This is a genomic window from Paraburkholderia sp. GAS199 (assembly GCF_050436585.1).
In the GTDB taxonomy this organism is placed as follows: Bacteria; Pseudomonadota; Gammaproteobacteria; order Burkholderiales; family Burkholderiaceae; genus Paraburkholderia.
The window spans coordinates 122,582-137,580 of sequence record NZ_JBNDMM010000005.1 but is presented as its reverse complement, the minus strand read 5'-3'; the positions used below and the strand labels follow the sequence as shown (position 1 = coordinate 137,580).

The 14,999-nt window shown below is 64.2% G+C and carries 11 protein-coding genes; 7 read left to right on the top strand and 4 right to left on the bottom strand.

What is annotated here, in order from left to right:
* The first annotated feature begins 500 nt into the window (after positions 1-500).
* Complete coding sequence (locus P3T18_RS20145) at positions 501-2,225, top strand: SulP family inorganic anion transporter (protein WP_429301721.1); 1,725 nt, start codon at positions 501-503, stop codon at positions 2,223-2,225.
* A 17-nt stretch (positions 2,226-2,242) separates the two neighbouring features.
* Here the strand turns inward: P3T18_RS20145 and P3T18_RS20140 are convergent, their stop codons facing one another.
* The 3 genes from P3T18_RS20140 to P3T18_RS20130 all read right to left on the bottom strand — a co-directional run bounded on the left by P3T18_RS20140 (position 2,243) and on the right by P3T18_RS20130 (position 4,434).
* Entirely contained in the window at positions 2,243-2,662 is a 420-nt protein-coding gene (locus P3T18_RS20140; protein ID WP_429301720.1) for a hypothetical protein, read from the bottom strand.
* 45 nt (positions 2,663-2,707) lie between these two features.
* Complete coding sequence (locus P3T18_RS20135) at positions 2,708-3,346, bottom strand: LysE family translocator (protein ID WP_429301719.1); 639 nt, start codon at positions 3,344-3,346, stop codon at positions 2,708-2,710.
* Between the two features lie 212 nt (positions 3,347-3,558).
* Positions 3,559-4,434, bottom strand: a complete 876-nt coding sequence (locus P3T18_RS20130) for a LysR family transcriptional regulator (RefSeq protein ID WP_429301718.1) — start codon at positions 4,432-4,434, stop codon at positions 3,559-3,561.
* Positions 4,435-4,601: 167 nt separating this feature from the next.
* On the opposite strand from P3T18_RS20130, the gene P3T18_RS20125 reads away from it, so the two are divergent.
* The 6 genes from P3T18_RS20125 to P3T18_RS20100 all read left to right on the top strand — a co-directional run bounded on the left by P3T18_RS20125 (position 4,602) and on the right by P3T18_RS20100 (position 13,752).
* Entirely contained in the window at positions 4,602-5,036 is a 435-nt protein-coding gene (locus tag P3T18_RS20125) for a VOC family protein (RefSeq protein WP_429301717.1), read from the top strand.
* A 397-nt stretch (positions 5,037-5,433) separates the two neighbouring features.
* Positions 5,434-8,679, top strand: coding sequence for an efflux RND transporter permease subunit (locus P3T18_RS20120; protein ID WP_429301716.1), 3,246 nt, complete (start codon positions 5,434-5,436; stop codon positions 8,677-8,679).
* Positions 8,680-8,726: 47 nt separating this feature from the next.
* Positions 8,727-9,965, top strand: coding sequence for an efflux RND transporter periplasmic adaptor subunit (locus tag P3T18_RS20115; RefSeq protein ID WP_429301715.1), 1,239 nt, complete (start codon positions 8,727-8,729; stop codon positions 9,963-9,965).
* Positions 9,962-11,506, top strand: a complete 1,545-nt coding sequence (locus P3T18_RS20110) for an efflux transporter outer membrane subunit (RefSeq protein WP_429301714.1) — start codon at positions 9,962-9,964, stop codon at positions 11,504-11,506. The genes P3T18_RS20115 and P3T18_RS20110 overlap by 4 nt, the downstream gene beginning before the upstream one ends.
* Positions 11,507-11,596: 90 nt before the next feature.
* Positions 11,597-12,283 carry a heavy metal response regulator transcription factor gene (locus tag P3T18_RS20105; RefSeq protein ID WP_007176723.1) on the top strand — a complete coding sequence of 229 codons (687 nt, stop codon included), beginning with the start codon at positions 11,597-11,599 and terminating at the stop codon, positions 12,281-12,283.
* Positions 12,280-13,752, top strand: a complete 1,473-nt coding sequence (locus tag P3T18_RS20100; protein ID WP_429301713.1) for a heavy metal sensor histidine kinase — start codon at positions 12,280-12,282, stop codon at positions 13,750-13,752. The genes P3T18_RS20105 and P3T18_RS20100 overlap by 4 nt, the downstream gene beginning before the upstream one ends.
* Here P3T18_RS20100 and dinB read toward each other — a convergent pair.
* Positions 13,722-14,885, bottom strand: coding sequence for a DNA polymerase IV (gene dinB / locus P3T18_RS20095; RefSeq protein ID WP_429301712.1), 1,164 nt, complete (start codon positions 14,883-14,885; stop codon positions 13,722-13,724). The two genes, P3T18_RS20100 and dinB, sit on opposite strands and share 31 nt — an antisense overlap.
* Between the last annotated feature and the right edge of the window lie 114 nt (positions 14,886-14,999).

Genomic DNA, 14,999 nt, shown 5'->3' with positions numbered 1-14,999 from the left:
CGGCGGCGGATGGCCGCGGGCGTGCAGAGGCAGTGGGAGATTCGGGTCATGCGGGATTATACGGGTGTGGCCGACGGACGCGGGTTCGAGGCGCCGGCAGGCTCGCTCGCGGCCCGCCTGGAGATTAGTTGTTTCATTCCAAAGCAACAGTGTTTTGCGGTTTTCCTCGCACTTGATTCGCCATGCATCGCTTAAACTTGGAGTAACAAGTTGTTACTGTTGCGGGGTGCGAGATGTTGACCTTCTTTTTCATCGCCTGTCCGTTCGGCATTGCGGCGCTGTTCAGTTTCGCGCGGCATGTGGATCCGGTGACAGGACAGTTCAAGCGCTGATTTCAAACGCGCGCTCGCAGGTTGGGGTGTTGCCGGCGCCCGGCCGGCAAGGCGAGTCAGTGTCCGGATGAAGGAACGTCTTTGGTCGACGTCTTTCTTCTGACCTTGCTTTTGTGCGCCGAGTCGCGGCACGATGCGCGATAACCTCAGCTTCGGACGGCATCGCGCATGCAGGAATCTCCGGCCAGCGTTCTGGCAAGCATCACCCAGCGTTTCAGCGTATTGAAGGGCATTCTGCCCTTGAGCCGGGCCTCCGCCGCGCGCGATGCGCTGGCCGGCGTGCAACTGGCGTCGATGGATATTCCGCAGGTGCTCGGCTACGCGCGCATTGCCGGCATGCCCGCCGTGACCGGGCTTTATACGGTTTTTCTACCACTCGTCGCCTTCGCGTTTTTCGGCGCTTCGCGTCATCTCGTCGTCGCCGCCGATTCCGCCACCGCCACCATTTTCGCCAGCCGTCTCTCGACCATGGCGCCGCCGTCGAGCGTCGAATATGCGTCGCTCGCGGCGATGGTCGCGTTGCTCACCGCTGCCTTGCTGCTGATCGCGCGCGTCTTCAAACTCGGCTTTCTCGCCGACTTCCTCTCGCGCACGGTGCTCGTGGGCTTTCTCGCGGGTGTCGGCGTGCAGGTCGGCATTGCCATGCTGGGCGACATGACCGGCGTACCCGGCCACGCGTCGCGCAGCGTCGATCAATTGCTGCTGGTGATCCGCGAGGCACCGCGCATCGATCTGCCCACGCTCGGTATTTCGTTGCTGGTGGTGGCGGCCATCCTCGTGTGCAAGCGCTTCCTGCCGCGCGTGCCGGTGCCGCTGATCGCCGTGGTGGCGGGCATCGCCGCCAGCGATCTGTTCGACTTCTCCGCCCACGGTATCGCCGTGCTCGGGCCGGTCGCGGGCGGCCTGCCGCCGCTCGCCATGCCCTCGGTGACGTGGCAGCAGTTGCTCGATCTGCTGCCGGTGGCGGCGTCCTGCTTCGTGATGATCGTCGCGCAAAGCGCCGCCGCGAGCCGCGTGTTCGCGGAGCGCTATCACGAAGCGGTCGACACCAACGCCGACCTGCTCGGCATTGCCGCCGCCAACGCCGCCGCCGCTTTCAGCGGCGCGTTCGTGGTGAACGGCAGTCCGACGCAAACCGCCATGGCCGATCTCGCCGGCACGCGCAGCCAGTTCGCGCAAGTCGTTTTCGCGCTGGTGGTGGTGGTCGTGTTGCTGTTTTTCAGCCGCTTTCTGCAATATCTGCCGCACTGCATTCTGGCCAGCATCGTCTTCACGATTGCCGTCGGGCTGATCAAACTGAAGACGCTGTTTGCGATTCGCACGGAGAGCCCCGGCGAATTCACGCTGGCGGTGTTCACGGCGGCCGCGGTGGTGCTGATCGGCGTCGAGCACGGCATTCTGGTGGCCGTGGCGCTGTCGCTGCTGCGCCACGTGCGGCACAGCTACCGTCCGCACACGATGATCCTCGCGCCGGGCGACGACGGCGTCTGGGTGCCGGTGCCGGCCGTGCCGGGCATGCAGACCGCGCCGGGGCTCATCGTGTATCGCTTCGGCGCCGACCTGTTCTATGCCAACGACCATTTTTTCGTCGACGACACCCGCCGTCTGATTGCGGCCGCGCCGAGTCCGGTGCACTGGTTCGTGATCGACGCGGCCGCCATCACCGACCTCGATTATTCGGCGGCGCGCTCAGTGGGCGAATTGTGCGAGAACCTGAAGGCCAGCGGCATCGGCGTGATCTTCGCGCGTGTGAACCGCTATCTGCGCTCGGATATGGACCGGCACGGCATTACGCCGATCGTCGGCGCCGGCTGTATTTTCGGCACCTTGCACGAAGCGCTGCGCTCGGCAGGGGTGGAGCAGTCCGGCACGCCGCTCACGGGCGCGCATTGAGCCGGCGGGCGGGCGTGTCAGTCGCGGTGCGCGTCGTGCGAATCGTCATAGGCGAAGAAATGCCCGACGAAAAAGCAGGCGCCCGCAATGGCGATACCGAGCACGGCCACCGTCCACCCGAGCCGCGCGCCATGCCAGAGGCTGTCGAACCATTGATGAAACTGCGCCATCAGCACCGCCATGTTGCCGCCGATCTGCTGTAGTTCGATCTGATAGCGCGGGTCGGCGATGGCGTACTGCGAGATGGCGGGGTCGACCGGTGGCGTGGTGAGGTAGATGAGCGCGCCGGCGATCACTCCGGCGACGGCGATCAGCATGCCCGCGAGGTAGAGACGCTTTTGCAGGGGCGAGTGTCGTGCCGCCGGATTCGGGTTGCTGCCGCCTGTCATCGTGATGATGGGTCCGCTTCGATAGTGAAGCGACAGTATCTCAGACAACGCGGGCAAGTCATGCGGGCACAGCGCGCCCGTTCTGCCGGGCGTTCAGTTTTTCGACGTGAGCAGCTTGATGCCCGCGATGCCGAACATCACCGCAAGCGAGCCGTCCAGCCAGCGCCGCGTGGACAGATAGATGCGGCGCGCGGAGCCGGTCGAGAAGAGCACCGCGTAGCTGCTGAACACGCATGCGCCGATCAGCATGCAGCCCAGCACGACTTGCTGCGTGTGCGACGTGCCGCCGGCGGGCGACATGGCGAGCGAGACGATCGAGAGCCACACCAGAATGGCCTTCGGGTTGGTGAGGTGCAACAGCAGACCGCGCAAATACAGACGTTTGAGCGATTCGTCGCGGCCGTTGTTCGTGGCGAGCGGCTTTTGCGCGCCGAACGCCGAGCGCGCCGACTTGAAGCCCAGCCACAGCAGATACAGGCCACCGGCAATCCGGATTGCCACGAGACATTCCGAGTAGGTGGCGAGCACCGCCGACAAACCGAGTGACGCCAGCAACGCCCAGAAGAACGAGCCGGACATGACGCCGAGCGCGAAGGTGAGCGCGGATTTGCGGCCGGCGCTCATCGCCAGCGACATGATGGCGAGATTGCTCGGTCCGGGACTGGCCGTCCCGACGAAATAGGCGCTATAGGCGATCAGGACGTCGGCGGTGACGAGCGGGCTGGCAATCATGGCGGGAACCTCGGGAGCCGGGCGAAGGGCAACTGTGCGGTGTCGTGGGCGCACAGCGTGGAAACACAAACGCAAAAGCAAAGGCATACGCAAATGCGGGCGCGAGCGACGATTCTGCGCGCCCTTGGCCGAAGCTCACAGATACAGTTTCGCGCCCGTGCGGCAGCACAATCTGGCCTGCGGCCCGGCTTGCCGGGACGCGAACGCCTGTTTCAATCTCCGGCCGCCGCGCCGATGCAGTCTGCGAGCGCGCCGGCCATCGTCTGACGGCTATGACGCGGCCGCTGCACGAGGCCGATTTCGCGGTGAAACGTGGCGTCGCCGAGTTCGATGGCCGCGACCTGCGCGGGCCATTTGCCGAGTCCCGCTGCATTCGGAATCAGCGCCACGCCGATACCGCGCGCGACCAGTTGCACGATGCCCTGCAATTCGTCCAGTTCGATGACATCGTGCACGTTGAGCCGCGCACGCCGCAGGAAGCGGTCGACCAGTCTTCCGCCGAACGAGCCGCGGTCGTAACGAATGAACGGCTCGCTGCGCAGCAGATCGCGCCAGGCGGGTTTGCCGCGCGCCAGCGCCTTGGGCACGAGCAGAACGAACGGCTCGGTGACGAGCGTGCGCCATTCCAGTTCGGACGGCAGCGCAAACGGCGGCTTGATGATGACCGCGAGGTCCAGTTCGCCCGAATCCACCTGGCCGAGCAGGCCGAGCGAGACGCCCGGTGTCACGCGAATCCGCCAGCCCGGACGGTCGACGCGAAAATGCGCCAACGCGTCGGCGAGAAACGACACCTGCGCAGACGCGATGGCGCCGATCCGCAGCATGCCGCTCTCGGCGGCGCCCGCGCCGCGCTCGGAGAGCCTCGCGTAGAGCGTCATGATTTCTTCGGCGAGCGCCAGCGTTTCGCGGCCGGCGTCGTTGAGCGTGGCAGAGCGGCCGGTGCGGTCGAACAACGCGAAACCGAGTTCGTCTTCGAGACGCTGCATCTGCGCGCTGACGGCCGACTGCGTGAGGCCGATGTGCGCGCCCGCGCCGGAAAACGTGCCGTACTGGCTGACGGCGATGAAGGTTCTGAGTTCGCTGAGCATGACTGGATTGATCGATATTTTTGATGGTCAGATCAAATATATATCGTTTTTCACCATTTTTAATCATGGTTAAAATCCGCTTCATATTGCCCGGTCCGCCCCAGTCCGCCTGACGTGAATGGCGCGGGCCGTTACGTCGAAAACCTCACTCTCCCTGCGAGTTTCCTATGAGCGCTGACCAAACCGTTTTGCCGCCGTTCCATCTGGCGTTCCCCGTGCACAGCCTCGCGGCCGCGCGCGAGTTTTATGGCGAGTTGCTCGGCTGTCCGGAAGGGCGCAGTTCGCCGGACTGGGTCGACTTCAACTTCTACGGCCATCAGATCGTCGCGCATCTTTCGCCTGACGAAGTGGGGCATCGGCAGACCAGCAAGGTCGACGGCGACGCCGTGCCGGTGCGCCATTTCGGCGCGGTGCTGTCGATGGAGCAATGGCAGGCCGCGGCCGACAAGCTGCAGAAAGCCGGCATCGACTTCATCATCGAACCGCATGTGCGCTTCAAGGGCGAAGTCGGCGAGCAGGCCACCATGTTCTTCCTCGACCCGTCGGGCAACGCGCTGGAATTCAAGGCGTTCGCAGACATGGCATCGCTGTTCGCCAAATAAGCGCTGACGTTGCAACGAAACGGGCCGGTCGCCTCGCATGAGGCGCCGGCCCTGTTTTTTTAGCGCCTGCTGTTTTGAAGCTTCGCTGCACGCTCCGGATATTCTTATTAGAATTACTTCGAAGCGCTTCATGCAGTGCAATGCTGCCTTCGCCAGCGCCTTGCTTTTGAGCCGCCGTAGCGCTGCCAAACGTTTGCCAGGCCGCTGCGACGCGAATGTCGTCATGCCACTCATCATGCCGTTCGGCGCTCCGTTCGACGCCCATTTCCCCTTACATTCGCCTTCCTGACAAATTCGCCATTTTCGCGCCATGCAGGCGTTGGTGCTACCGATCTAGCATAAGCACCGATTCACCCCTACTCAGAATTTCCTACCTGCATTCTCTCGGGCGCGTTTCATGTGGATCGTCAACGTAGCGTTGAAGCGGCCATACACGTTCATCGTGATGGCCATTCTGATTTTGCTGGCAACGCCGTTCGTGCTGTTGACCACGCCGGTCGACGTCCTGCCGGAAATCAATATTCCGGTGGTCAGTATCATCTGGACTTACACGGGTCTGTCTGCCGAAGACATGGCCAATCGCATCACGTCGGTCAACGAGCGGAGTCTGACCACGACCGTCAACGACATCGAGCACATCGAGTCGCAGTCGCTCGCGGGTATCACGATTCTCAAGGTGTTCCTGCAGCCTAATGCGAACATCCAGACCGCCATCGCGCAGACGGTGGCCGTCGAACAGGCGCAGGTGAAGCAGATGCCGCCGGGCGCCACGCCGCCGCTGGTGATCAGCTACTCGGCGTCGAGCATTCCGGTGATCCAGCTGGGGCTATCGAGCCCGAAGCTCTCCGAGCAGGCGCTCAACGACACCGCGCTGAACTTCCTGCGCCCGCAACTGGTGACGATTCCCGGCGCCTCCGTGCCCTATCCGTACGGCGGCAAATCGCGGCTGATCTCCGTCGACCTCGACACGCGCGCGTTGCTGGCGAAAGGCCTGACGCCGTCCGACGTGGTCAGCGCGTTCAATGCGCAGAACCTGATCCTGCCGACAGGTACAGCCAAGATCGGGCCGAAGGAATACACGATCAACATGAACGGCTCGCCCGCCACGGTGGAAGGGCTCAACGATATTCCGGTGCGCACGCTCAACGGCGCCACGACTTATCTGCGTGAAGTCGCTCACGTGCGCGACGGTTTCTCTCCGCAGACCAATATCGTGCGTCAGAACGGGCATCGCGGCGTGCTGATGTCGGTACTGAAAAACGGCAGCGCGTCCACGCTATCCATCGTCAATACGCTGCATAACCTGCTGCCGAATGCGCGCGCGGCCTTGCCGCCGGATCTGAACATCACGCCGCTGTTCGATCAGTCGGTGTTCGTGAAAGCGGCCGTGCAGGGCGTGGTGCGCGAAGCGCTGGTTGCCGCGGCGCTCACCGCAGCCATGATCCTGCTGTTCCTCGGCAACTGGCGCAGCACCTGCATCATCGCGATCTCGATTCCATTGTCGATTCTCTCTTCGCTGATCGCGCTGCATGCGCTCGGCCAGACCATCAACATCATGACGCTCGGCGGCCTCGCGCTCGCCGTGGGTATTCTGGTGGACGATGCCACGGTGACGATCGAGAACATCGAACGGCATCTGCATATGGGCACGAATCTGCATGACGCGATTCTCGACGGCGCGGGCGAAATCGCGATTCCCGCGCTGGTGTCCACGTTATGTATCTGTATCGTGTTCGTGCCGATGTTCTTCCTCACCGGCGTGGCGCGCTATCTGTTCGTGCCGCTCGCCGAAGCCGTGGTGTTCGCGATGCTCGCTTCGTACGTGCTCTCGCGTACGCTCGTGCCGACCCTCGCCATGCTGCTGATGGGGCACGCGCACAAGCCGAAGCCCGACGCGAAGCCGAATCTGTTCATGCGTCTCTATCATCGCTTCGATCAGGGTTTCGAGCGCATGCGCGGGGCGTATATCGTGATTCTCAGCAGTCTGCTGGTGCGCCGCGGCGTATTCGGCAGCGTGTTTCTCGCCTTCTGCGTCGTGTCGATGGGCCTCGTTTTCGTGCTCGGCGAAGACTTTTTCCCGAGTGTGGACGCGGGCGACATTCGCCTGCACATGCGCGCGCCGACGGGCACGCGGATCGAGGAAACCGCGCGTCTCGCGGACGAAGTCGAGAAGGTGATTCGTGAAGTCGTGCCGGCGAAAGAACTGGGCACGATTCTCGACAACCTCGGTTTGCCGTATAGCGGTATCAACCTCTCGTACAGCAATTCGGGCACGATCGGCACGCTTGACGGCGAAATTCAGGTGGCGCTGAACGAAGACCACAAGCCCACGCAGATGTATATGGACAAACTGCGCGCGCTTCTGCCGCAGCGTTTCCCCGGTGTCGAGTTCTTTTTTCAACCGGCAGATATCGTGACGCAGATTCTCAACTTCGGCTTGCCGGCCGCCGTGGACGTGCAGATTTCGGGCGCCGACCAGCAGGGCAATTTCGACGTGGCGCGCAAGCTCATGAAGCAGGTGCGCCTGATTCCCGGCACCGTCGACACGCACATCCAGCAGAAACTCGACGAGCCTGCGATCAATCTTCAGATGGATCGCACGCGTTTGCAGCAGTTGAATCTCAGCGCGAGCAACGTGGCGCAAAACGTGCTCATTTCCCTGTCGGGCAGCTCGCAAACGTCGCCGGGTTTCTGGTTCAACAGTCGCAACGGGGTGGAGTACAACGTCGCCGTGCAAACGCCGCAGTACCAGATTTCGTCGATCGACGAATTGCTGCGCACGCCGGTGTCGGCGTCCGCGACGGGGCCCACGCAACTGCTCGGCAACCTCGTGCGGGTCGCTCCGCAAACCCAGTTCGCCGAAGTCACCCACTACAACATCCGTCCGGTGATCGACCTGTACGTGAGCGTCGAAAAGCGCGATCTCGGCAGCGTCGCCAACCAGGTGGACAAGCTCGTGAGCAACGTGCGCGCTTCCTTGCCGCGCGGTAGCCAGATCACCGTGCGCGGCCAGGTGCAGACCATGCGCAGTTCGTTCTTCGGTCTGGGCATCGGCGTGGCGATGGCGATCGTGCTGGTGTATCTGCTGATCGTGGTGAACTTCCAGTCGTGGGTCGATCCGCTGATCATCGTCAGCGCGTTGCCCGCGGCGCTGGCGGGCATCGTCTGGATGTTGTTCCTGACGGGCACGCATCTGAGCGTGCCGGCCTTGACCGGCGCGATCATGACGATGGGCGTCGCGACTGCGAACAGTATTCTGATGGTGGCGTTCGCGCGTCAGCGTCTTTCGGCCGGGGCGCCGCCGCTGACCGCCGCGCTCGAAGCCGGCGCGAGCCGGATTCGTCCGGTGCTGATGACGGCGTTCGCGATGATCATCGGCATGATTCCGATGGCGCTGGGTCTGGGCGAGGGCGCCGAGCAGAATGCGCCGCTCGGACGCGCGGTGATCGGCGGCCTGCTGTTCGCGACGATATCGACGCTGTTTTTCGTGCCGATCGTGTTCGCGGGCATTCATAACCGGCTCGCCCATCGACGCAACGCGCGCGACGACGGCCACGATAACGACAATGGCAACGACGATAGCGGCGGTAAGCATGGGCCGCATGATCCCGCGCCCGATCACGGCGCCGGCAAGCCCGCGTAACCGTGCATGACGAATGAGTGAAATAGCAGACTGGATGGCTGACTGAGATGACCGAAAAAACTCATGCATCGCTGGCGATTCCCGTGCGAGAAAACGAAAGCGGGCACGCTTTGCCGCCGCGTAATCGCGAATGGAAACGCGCGAAGATCGCGATCTGGATCGTGCTGGCCCTGCTTGCCGTCGGCGCGTTGCGCACGGTGATCGCCGACATGCTGCAAAATCGTTCGGTGGCCGAAACGACGAAGCAGAACGCCACGCAATACGTCAACGTGGTGAGCCCGACGCAAGCCGAGGGCGGCGGCAATACCTTGTTGCCGGGCACCTTGCGCGGCAATGTCGAGTCGCCCATTTACGCGCGCTCGACGGGTTATCTGCTGCACTGGTACGCCGATATCGGCGCGCGCGTGAAGCAGGGCCAGCTGCTCGCCGAGCTGGATACACCCGAAGTCGATCAGGAGCTTGCCCAGGCGCTCGCGCAGCGTCAGCAAACCAGTTCGAGCCTGGCGCTTGCCAAAAGCTCGCTGGATCGCTGGCAACAGTTGCGTCAGCGCGACGCGGTTTCGCAGCAGGAACTCGACGAACGTCAAAGCACTTATTCGCAGGACGTCGCCAATCTCGCCGCCGCCGACGCCAACGTGCAGCGCCTGAAGCAGCTCGAATCGTTCAAGCGCATCGTCGCGCCGTTCACAGGTGTGATTACGCAGCGCAACGTGGATGTCGGCGACCTGATCGACGCGGGCAGCGGCACGAGCCGCGCGCTCTTCGCGCTGGCGCAGTCCGACCCGTTGCGGGTTTATGTGCAACTGCCGCAGGCGTACGCGCAGAACGTCTCGGTCGGACAGAACGTGACGGTGAGTCAGGCCGAATTGCCGGGACAGCAGTTCCACGGCACGATCACCCACATTTCCGGCGCGATCGACGTGCCGACCCGCTCGCTGCAGATCGAAGTGACGCTGCCGAATCCCGACGACAAGCTGCGGCCCGGCGCTTATGTGCAGGTCGCCGTGCCCGCCGTCGCGCACGCGCAACTCATGGTGCCAGGCAACACGCTGCTGTTTCGCGCGGAAGGTCCGCGGCTCGCCGTGGTGGATGCGAAGGGCAACGTGCAGTTGCGCAAGATCGTGATTGCGCAGGACCTCGGGCAGTCGCTCGAAATCGAAAGCGGCATCGAGGCGAGCGACAGGATCATCATCAACCCGAGCGATTCGATTGCGGACGGCGACCACGTGCAGGTCACGCAGCCGCAGAACGCGCAGTCGCAGCAAAACGCCAAGGGGGCGTCGTGAAGCCGCGAAGCCTTTGCCGCGCGTTTGCGTCGCTCGGCGGCGTGGCCGCGCTCGCGGCCTGCACGGTAGGGCCGAACTATCAACGGCCCGAGGCGCAGGTGCCGCCCGAGTGGCAAACGGATTCCTACTGGCGCGTCGCCGCGCCCTCGCACGCGCCGGTTTCGCCCGACTGGTGGAACAGTTTCAGCGACCCGACGCTCGCCACGCTGGAGGGCGAGGCGCTGGCCCAGAATCAGACGCTGGTCGCGGCCAGCGCGCACTATGCGCAGGCGCGCGCGACGCTCGCCAACAACAGCGCGCAGCGCATACCCGAAGTGGATCTAGGCGTGACCGGTTCGCGCTTTCGCATTTCGCAGGATCGTCCGGTGACGAATTACGCCACGCCGACCATGTCGACGGTGCAGAACAACGTGCAGCTCGGTCCGACGATCAACTACGACACCGATCTGTTCGGCCGTATACGTCGCGAAGTGGAAGGCGCGGCGGCGTCCGCGCAGCAATCGGCGGACGACCTCGCCAACGCGCGGCTCGTGCTCACCACCGACCTCGCGACGGACTATTTCTCGCTGCGCGAACTCGACGCCGAGATCGACGTGCTGAACCGCTCCGTGCAACTGCAGCAGAAAGCGCTCGACTACGTCACGTCCGAGCACGATCTCGGCGCGGTGTCCGGCCTCGACGTGCTGCAGCAGAAGTCCTTGCTCGATTCGACTCGCGTGCAGGCGCAACTGCTGCTCAACCAGCGCGCCCAGTTCGAACATGCGATTGCCGCGCTGGTCGGCGTGCCCGCGCCGCAGTTCAGCGTCGCGCCGAAAGTGCTCGACGTGCAGGCGCCCGCGATCCCGCTCGGCGTGCCCAGCGACGTGTTACAGCGGCGCCCCGATATCGCTTCCGCCGAACGTGCGATGGCGGCGGCGAATGCGCAGATCGGCGTGGCCAAGGCGGCGTTTTTCCCGAGCCTGACGCTCACGCCCGGCATCGGCTGGGAGAGCACGCAACTCGCCAGTCTGCTGAGCGCGCCGACGCTGATGTGGACGCTCGGCGCGACGGTCGGTCAGGTGCTGTTCGACGGCGGGCGGCGCGCCGCCAACGTGCAATACGCGAGCGAAGGCTACAAGGCCACCGAGGCGAACTACCGGCAAACGGTGCTCACCGCGTTCCAGCAGGTGCAGGACGGCATCACCGGACTGTCCGTGCTCGACGGCGCGGCGAAGCAGTCGCACGAGGCGGTGAGCGACGCGCAGCATCTGCTCGCGCTCGCCAACGATCGTTACTCGGGCGGCCTCGTCGCCTATCTGGACGTCATCACCGCGCAGCAGTCGCTCCTGACCAGCGAGCGCCAGGACGTGCAGATTCACGGCCAGCAGCTCACGCTGTCGGTCGGGCTGGTGAAGGCGCTGGGCGGCGGCTGGGACGGTGGCAGGGACGGTGACACACCCGCGCAGCCGGGCAATGCTGCCAGCACTATCGGCAGTACCCGCACCACCGGCAGCGGCGCAAAAAGCACCGATATGCAGGCGGCGATGGCGCCCGCCCGCTAGACACGCGCGGATGCCGTGCCGCACTCGCATGGCCGCACTGGAAAGAGTAAAACGAGGCGTTTCGTATAATGCAGGGACAAGGGGACGCGCATGAAATTGCTGATCGTTGAAGACGAGCACAAAGTGGTGGACTACCTGCGCTCCGGTTTGACAGAGCAGGGCTGGGTAGTGGACGTTGCGCTCGACGGCGAGGAGGGCATGCATCTGGCCACCGAGTTCGATTACGACGTGATCGTGCTCGACGTGATGCTGCCCAAGCGCGACGGCTTCAGCGTGCTGAAGGCGCTGCGCATGCGCAAATCCACGCCGGTCATCATGCTGACCGCGCGCGATCACGTGAACGACCGCGTGCGCGGCCTGCGCGAAGGCGCCGACGACTATCTCACCAAACCGTTCTCGTTCCTCGAACTCGTCGAGCGTCTGCATGCGCTCGCGCGCCGCACGCGCTCGCAGGAATCCACGCTGATTTCCGTGGGCGATCTGTTCGTCGATCTGATCGGACGGCGTGCCACCCGCGACGGCGTGCGTCTGGACCTCACCGCCAAGGAATTCCAGTTGCTGAGCGTGCTGGCTCGCCGCCAGGGGGATATCCTGTCGAAAACGGCGATCACCGAACTCGTGTGGGACGTCAATTTCGACAGTCACACGAACGTGGTCGAGACGGCCATCAAGCGATTGCGCGCGAAACTCGACGGCCCGTTCCCGTCCAAGCTGCTGCACACCGTGCGCGGCATGGGCTATGTGCTCGAAGTGCGCGAAGAGGCTGAACAGTCATGAACCGCTCGATCGCCCGCCGCCTTGCGTTGATGTTCGCCCTCGTGGCGCTGTTCGTCTTTACGCTGGTCGGCACGGGTCTGTTTCTGGTGCTGCGCACGCAGCTGGAGCACCATTTGCGCGAGTCGCTCGACGACCGCACGCAGATCGCGCGCATCATCGTCTATCACGCGGTCACGCCGGAAAAATGGCGCATGGCGCGCGAAAAACTCACGGATATGACGCCGCACGACGGCAGCACGGTTTATTCCGTGTCGAGCACCGATCCGTATTTCCACTACAGCGCGCCGGTTCAGGGCACCGTGCAAAAGAGCTGGCAAGGCGGCTATGCGCGGGTGTCGCCGCCGGGCGGCGGTCAGGACATGCTCACCGTGATGGTGACGATTCCCGCTTACGGCGCGCGTCCGCCCGTGCAGTTGCAGGTGGCCTCGAGCTATTCGCCCAATGTTCGCACCATGCGCGTGTTCGGCTCGGCGCTCGCCGCGTTGTCGGCGCTCGGCAGTCTGGCCGTGCTGCTGCTCAGTTATTCGGTGGCGCGCATCGGTCTCGCGCCGCTCACGCGTCTGACGCGCGAAGCCTCCGAGGTCAGCCCGAACAACCGCTCGCAGCGTCTGAATACGGCCGCGTTGCCGCACGAACTGAACGACCTGGCCAACTCCTTCAATGGCGCGCTCGAACGTCTGGACGGCGCGTATGGCCGGCTCGAATCGTTTAACGCCGACGTGGCGCACGAACTGCGCACGCCGGTGACGATCCTGATCGGTCAGACCGAGGTGGCGCTGACGCGCAACCGCTCGGTGGAAGATTTGCGCCATACACTGCAATCGAACCTCGAAGAGTTCGAGCGCATGCGCGCCATCATCAACGACATGCTGTTCCTCGCACGCGCCGATCAGGGCGAACGCGCGACGGGTCTCGTGGAAGTCTCGCTCGCGGCGGAAGTCGCGCATACGCTGGAGTTTCTGGAGATTCCGCTCGAAGAAGCGCGCGTATTCGCGCAATTGCACGGCGACGCCATGGCGCGCGTGAACCGTTCGCTATTCGGCCGCGCCTGTACCAATCTGCTGATGAACGCAATCCAGCACTGCGCGCCGGGCGCCACGATCAACGTGACGATTGCGCGCGACGTCGATCAGTTGCGCGTGGCGGTGGCGAATCCGGGCGACCCGATCGAGCCGGCCGTGCTCGAACATCTGTTCGACCGTTTCTATCGCGCGGAGGTCTCGCGTACCAATAGCCGTGAGAATCACGGGCTCGGTCTCGCCATCGTGAAGGCGATTGCGGAGATGCATCGCGGCGCGGTCTCGGTGGAGAGCGCGAACGGGATCAATACGTTTGCGTTTTCGATTGCGGCGTCGCGCGTCGAAAGCGATTCTGCGGCGACGGCACGTGTGAATGCGGGTGCCGCGGCGCTCGCGGCTGAACAGACCGCCGCCGCGGGCTATTCGTCGCTGAAGGGCAAGTCGGCCTGAACCGGCAGACGCTGTCGCGGTACCTGCGCATTGGCCGGGCTCAGCGCACTGACGCGCACGCCGAGCAGGCGCAGCTTGCGCTTCAATTCCACTCTTTTCAGGCACTCGGTCGCGGCGCGACGAATCTCCACGGCGTCGGCCGTCGGCTCATCCAGCGTGAGGTCGCGCGTGACGGTGCGAAAGTCGTCGTAGCGCAGCTTGATGCCGACGGTGCGGCCCACGTAGCCTTTGCGCACCAGATCTTCCGCCACCCGCACGCACAAAGCGGTAAACGAGCTGGACAGCGCGGGCCGGTCGTTACGCGGATGCAGATCGCGCTCGAAGGTGGTCTCGCGGCTCATCGACTTCGGCTCCGACTCCACCACGACCGGCCGCTCGTCATAGCCCTGCGCCACCTGCATCAGCCACGCCGAATAGCTGCGCCCGAAATGATCCTGCAGCAGACCGGCGTCCGCTGCCGCCAGATCGCCGACGGTGGCGAGTCCGAGCGCCGTCAGTTTGTCCGCCGCCTTCGGCCCAATGCCGTTGACCTTGCGCACCGGCAGCGGCCACACGCGCAGGGGCACGTCGGCGGGCGTGAGAATCGTGAGTCCGTTGGGTTTGTCGAGTTCAGAGCCGATCTTGGCGAGCAGCTTGTTCGGCGCGACGCAGATCGAGCAGGTGAGGCCGGTTGCGTCGTTGACGGCCTGCTTGATGCGCGCGGCCGTGTCGCGCGGATCGCCCGGCACGTGGGTGAGATCGATATAGATTTCGTCGATGCCGCGGTCTTCGATCTGGTCGGTGAACGTCGCGACCGTGGCTTTGAAGAGCCGAGAATAATGGCGATACGATTCGAAATCGGTGGGCAGCAGGATGGCTTCGGGCGCGAGCGCCGCCGCTTTCATCATGCCCATGGCGGAAAAAACGCCCAGTGCGCGCGCTTCGTAAGTGGATGTCGTGACCACGCCCCGGCCCGCGTAATCGCGCAGGCGCGCGTACTGGCGCGTGCCGTCCGCGAGTAATTGCGGCGCGGCATTGCGGCCGCCGCCGATCACCACCGCCTTGCCGCGCAGATCGGGATAGCGCAACAGTTCCACCGACGCGTAGAACGCGTCCATGTCGAGGTGCGCGATATAGCGGCTTGCAGAACTCATGGATGACGGGAGCAGATGACGGCGCGGGCAGCGGATCGGTGCGCTGCCGGACAAACCGTCATCTTACCTTGCTCCGCCGGCAAGCACCTGCGGGCGCCGGCGCATCGCCACCGG

Bases quoted from the DNA above. Each gene is read 5' to 3' on its own strand.
- P3T18_RS20145 (WP_429301721.1), top strand. From the start codon at position 501: ATGCAGGAATCTCCGGCCAGCGTTCTGGCAAGCATCACCCAGCGTTTC.
- P3T18_RS20135 (WP_429301719.1), bottom strand. From the start codon at position 3,346: ATGATTGCCAGCCCGCTCGTCACCGCCGACGTCCTGATCGCCTATAGC.
- P3T18_RS20130 (WP_429301718.1), bottom strand. From the start codon at position 4,434: ATGCTCAGCGAACTCAGAACCTTCATCGCCGTCAGCCAGTACGGCACG.
- P3T18_RS20125 (WP_429301717.1), top strand. From the start codon at position 4,602: ATGAGCGCTGACCAAACCGTTTTGCCGCCGTTCCATCTGGCGTTCCCC.
- P3T18_RS20120 (WP_429301716.1), top strand. From the start codon at position 5,434: ATGTGGATCGTCAACGTAGCGTTGAAGCGGCCATACACGTTCATCGTG.
- P3T18_RS20115 (WP_429301715.1), top strand. From the start codon at position 8,727: ATGACCGAAAAAACTCATGCATCGCTGGCGATTCCCGTGCGAGAAAAC.
- P3T18_RS20105 (WP_007176723.1), top strand. From the start codon at position 11,597: ATGAAATTGCTGATCGTTGAAGACGAGCACAAAGTGGTGGACTACCTG.
- P3T18_RS20100 (WP_429301713.1), top strand. From the start codon at position 12,280: ATGAACCGCTCGATCGCCCGCCGCCTTGCGTTGATGTTCGCCCTCGTG.
- dinB (WP_429301712.1), bottom strand. From the start codon at position 14,885: ATGAGTTCTGCAAGCCGCTATATCGCGCACCTCGACATGGACGCGTTC.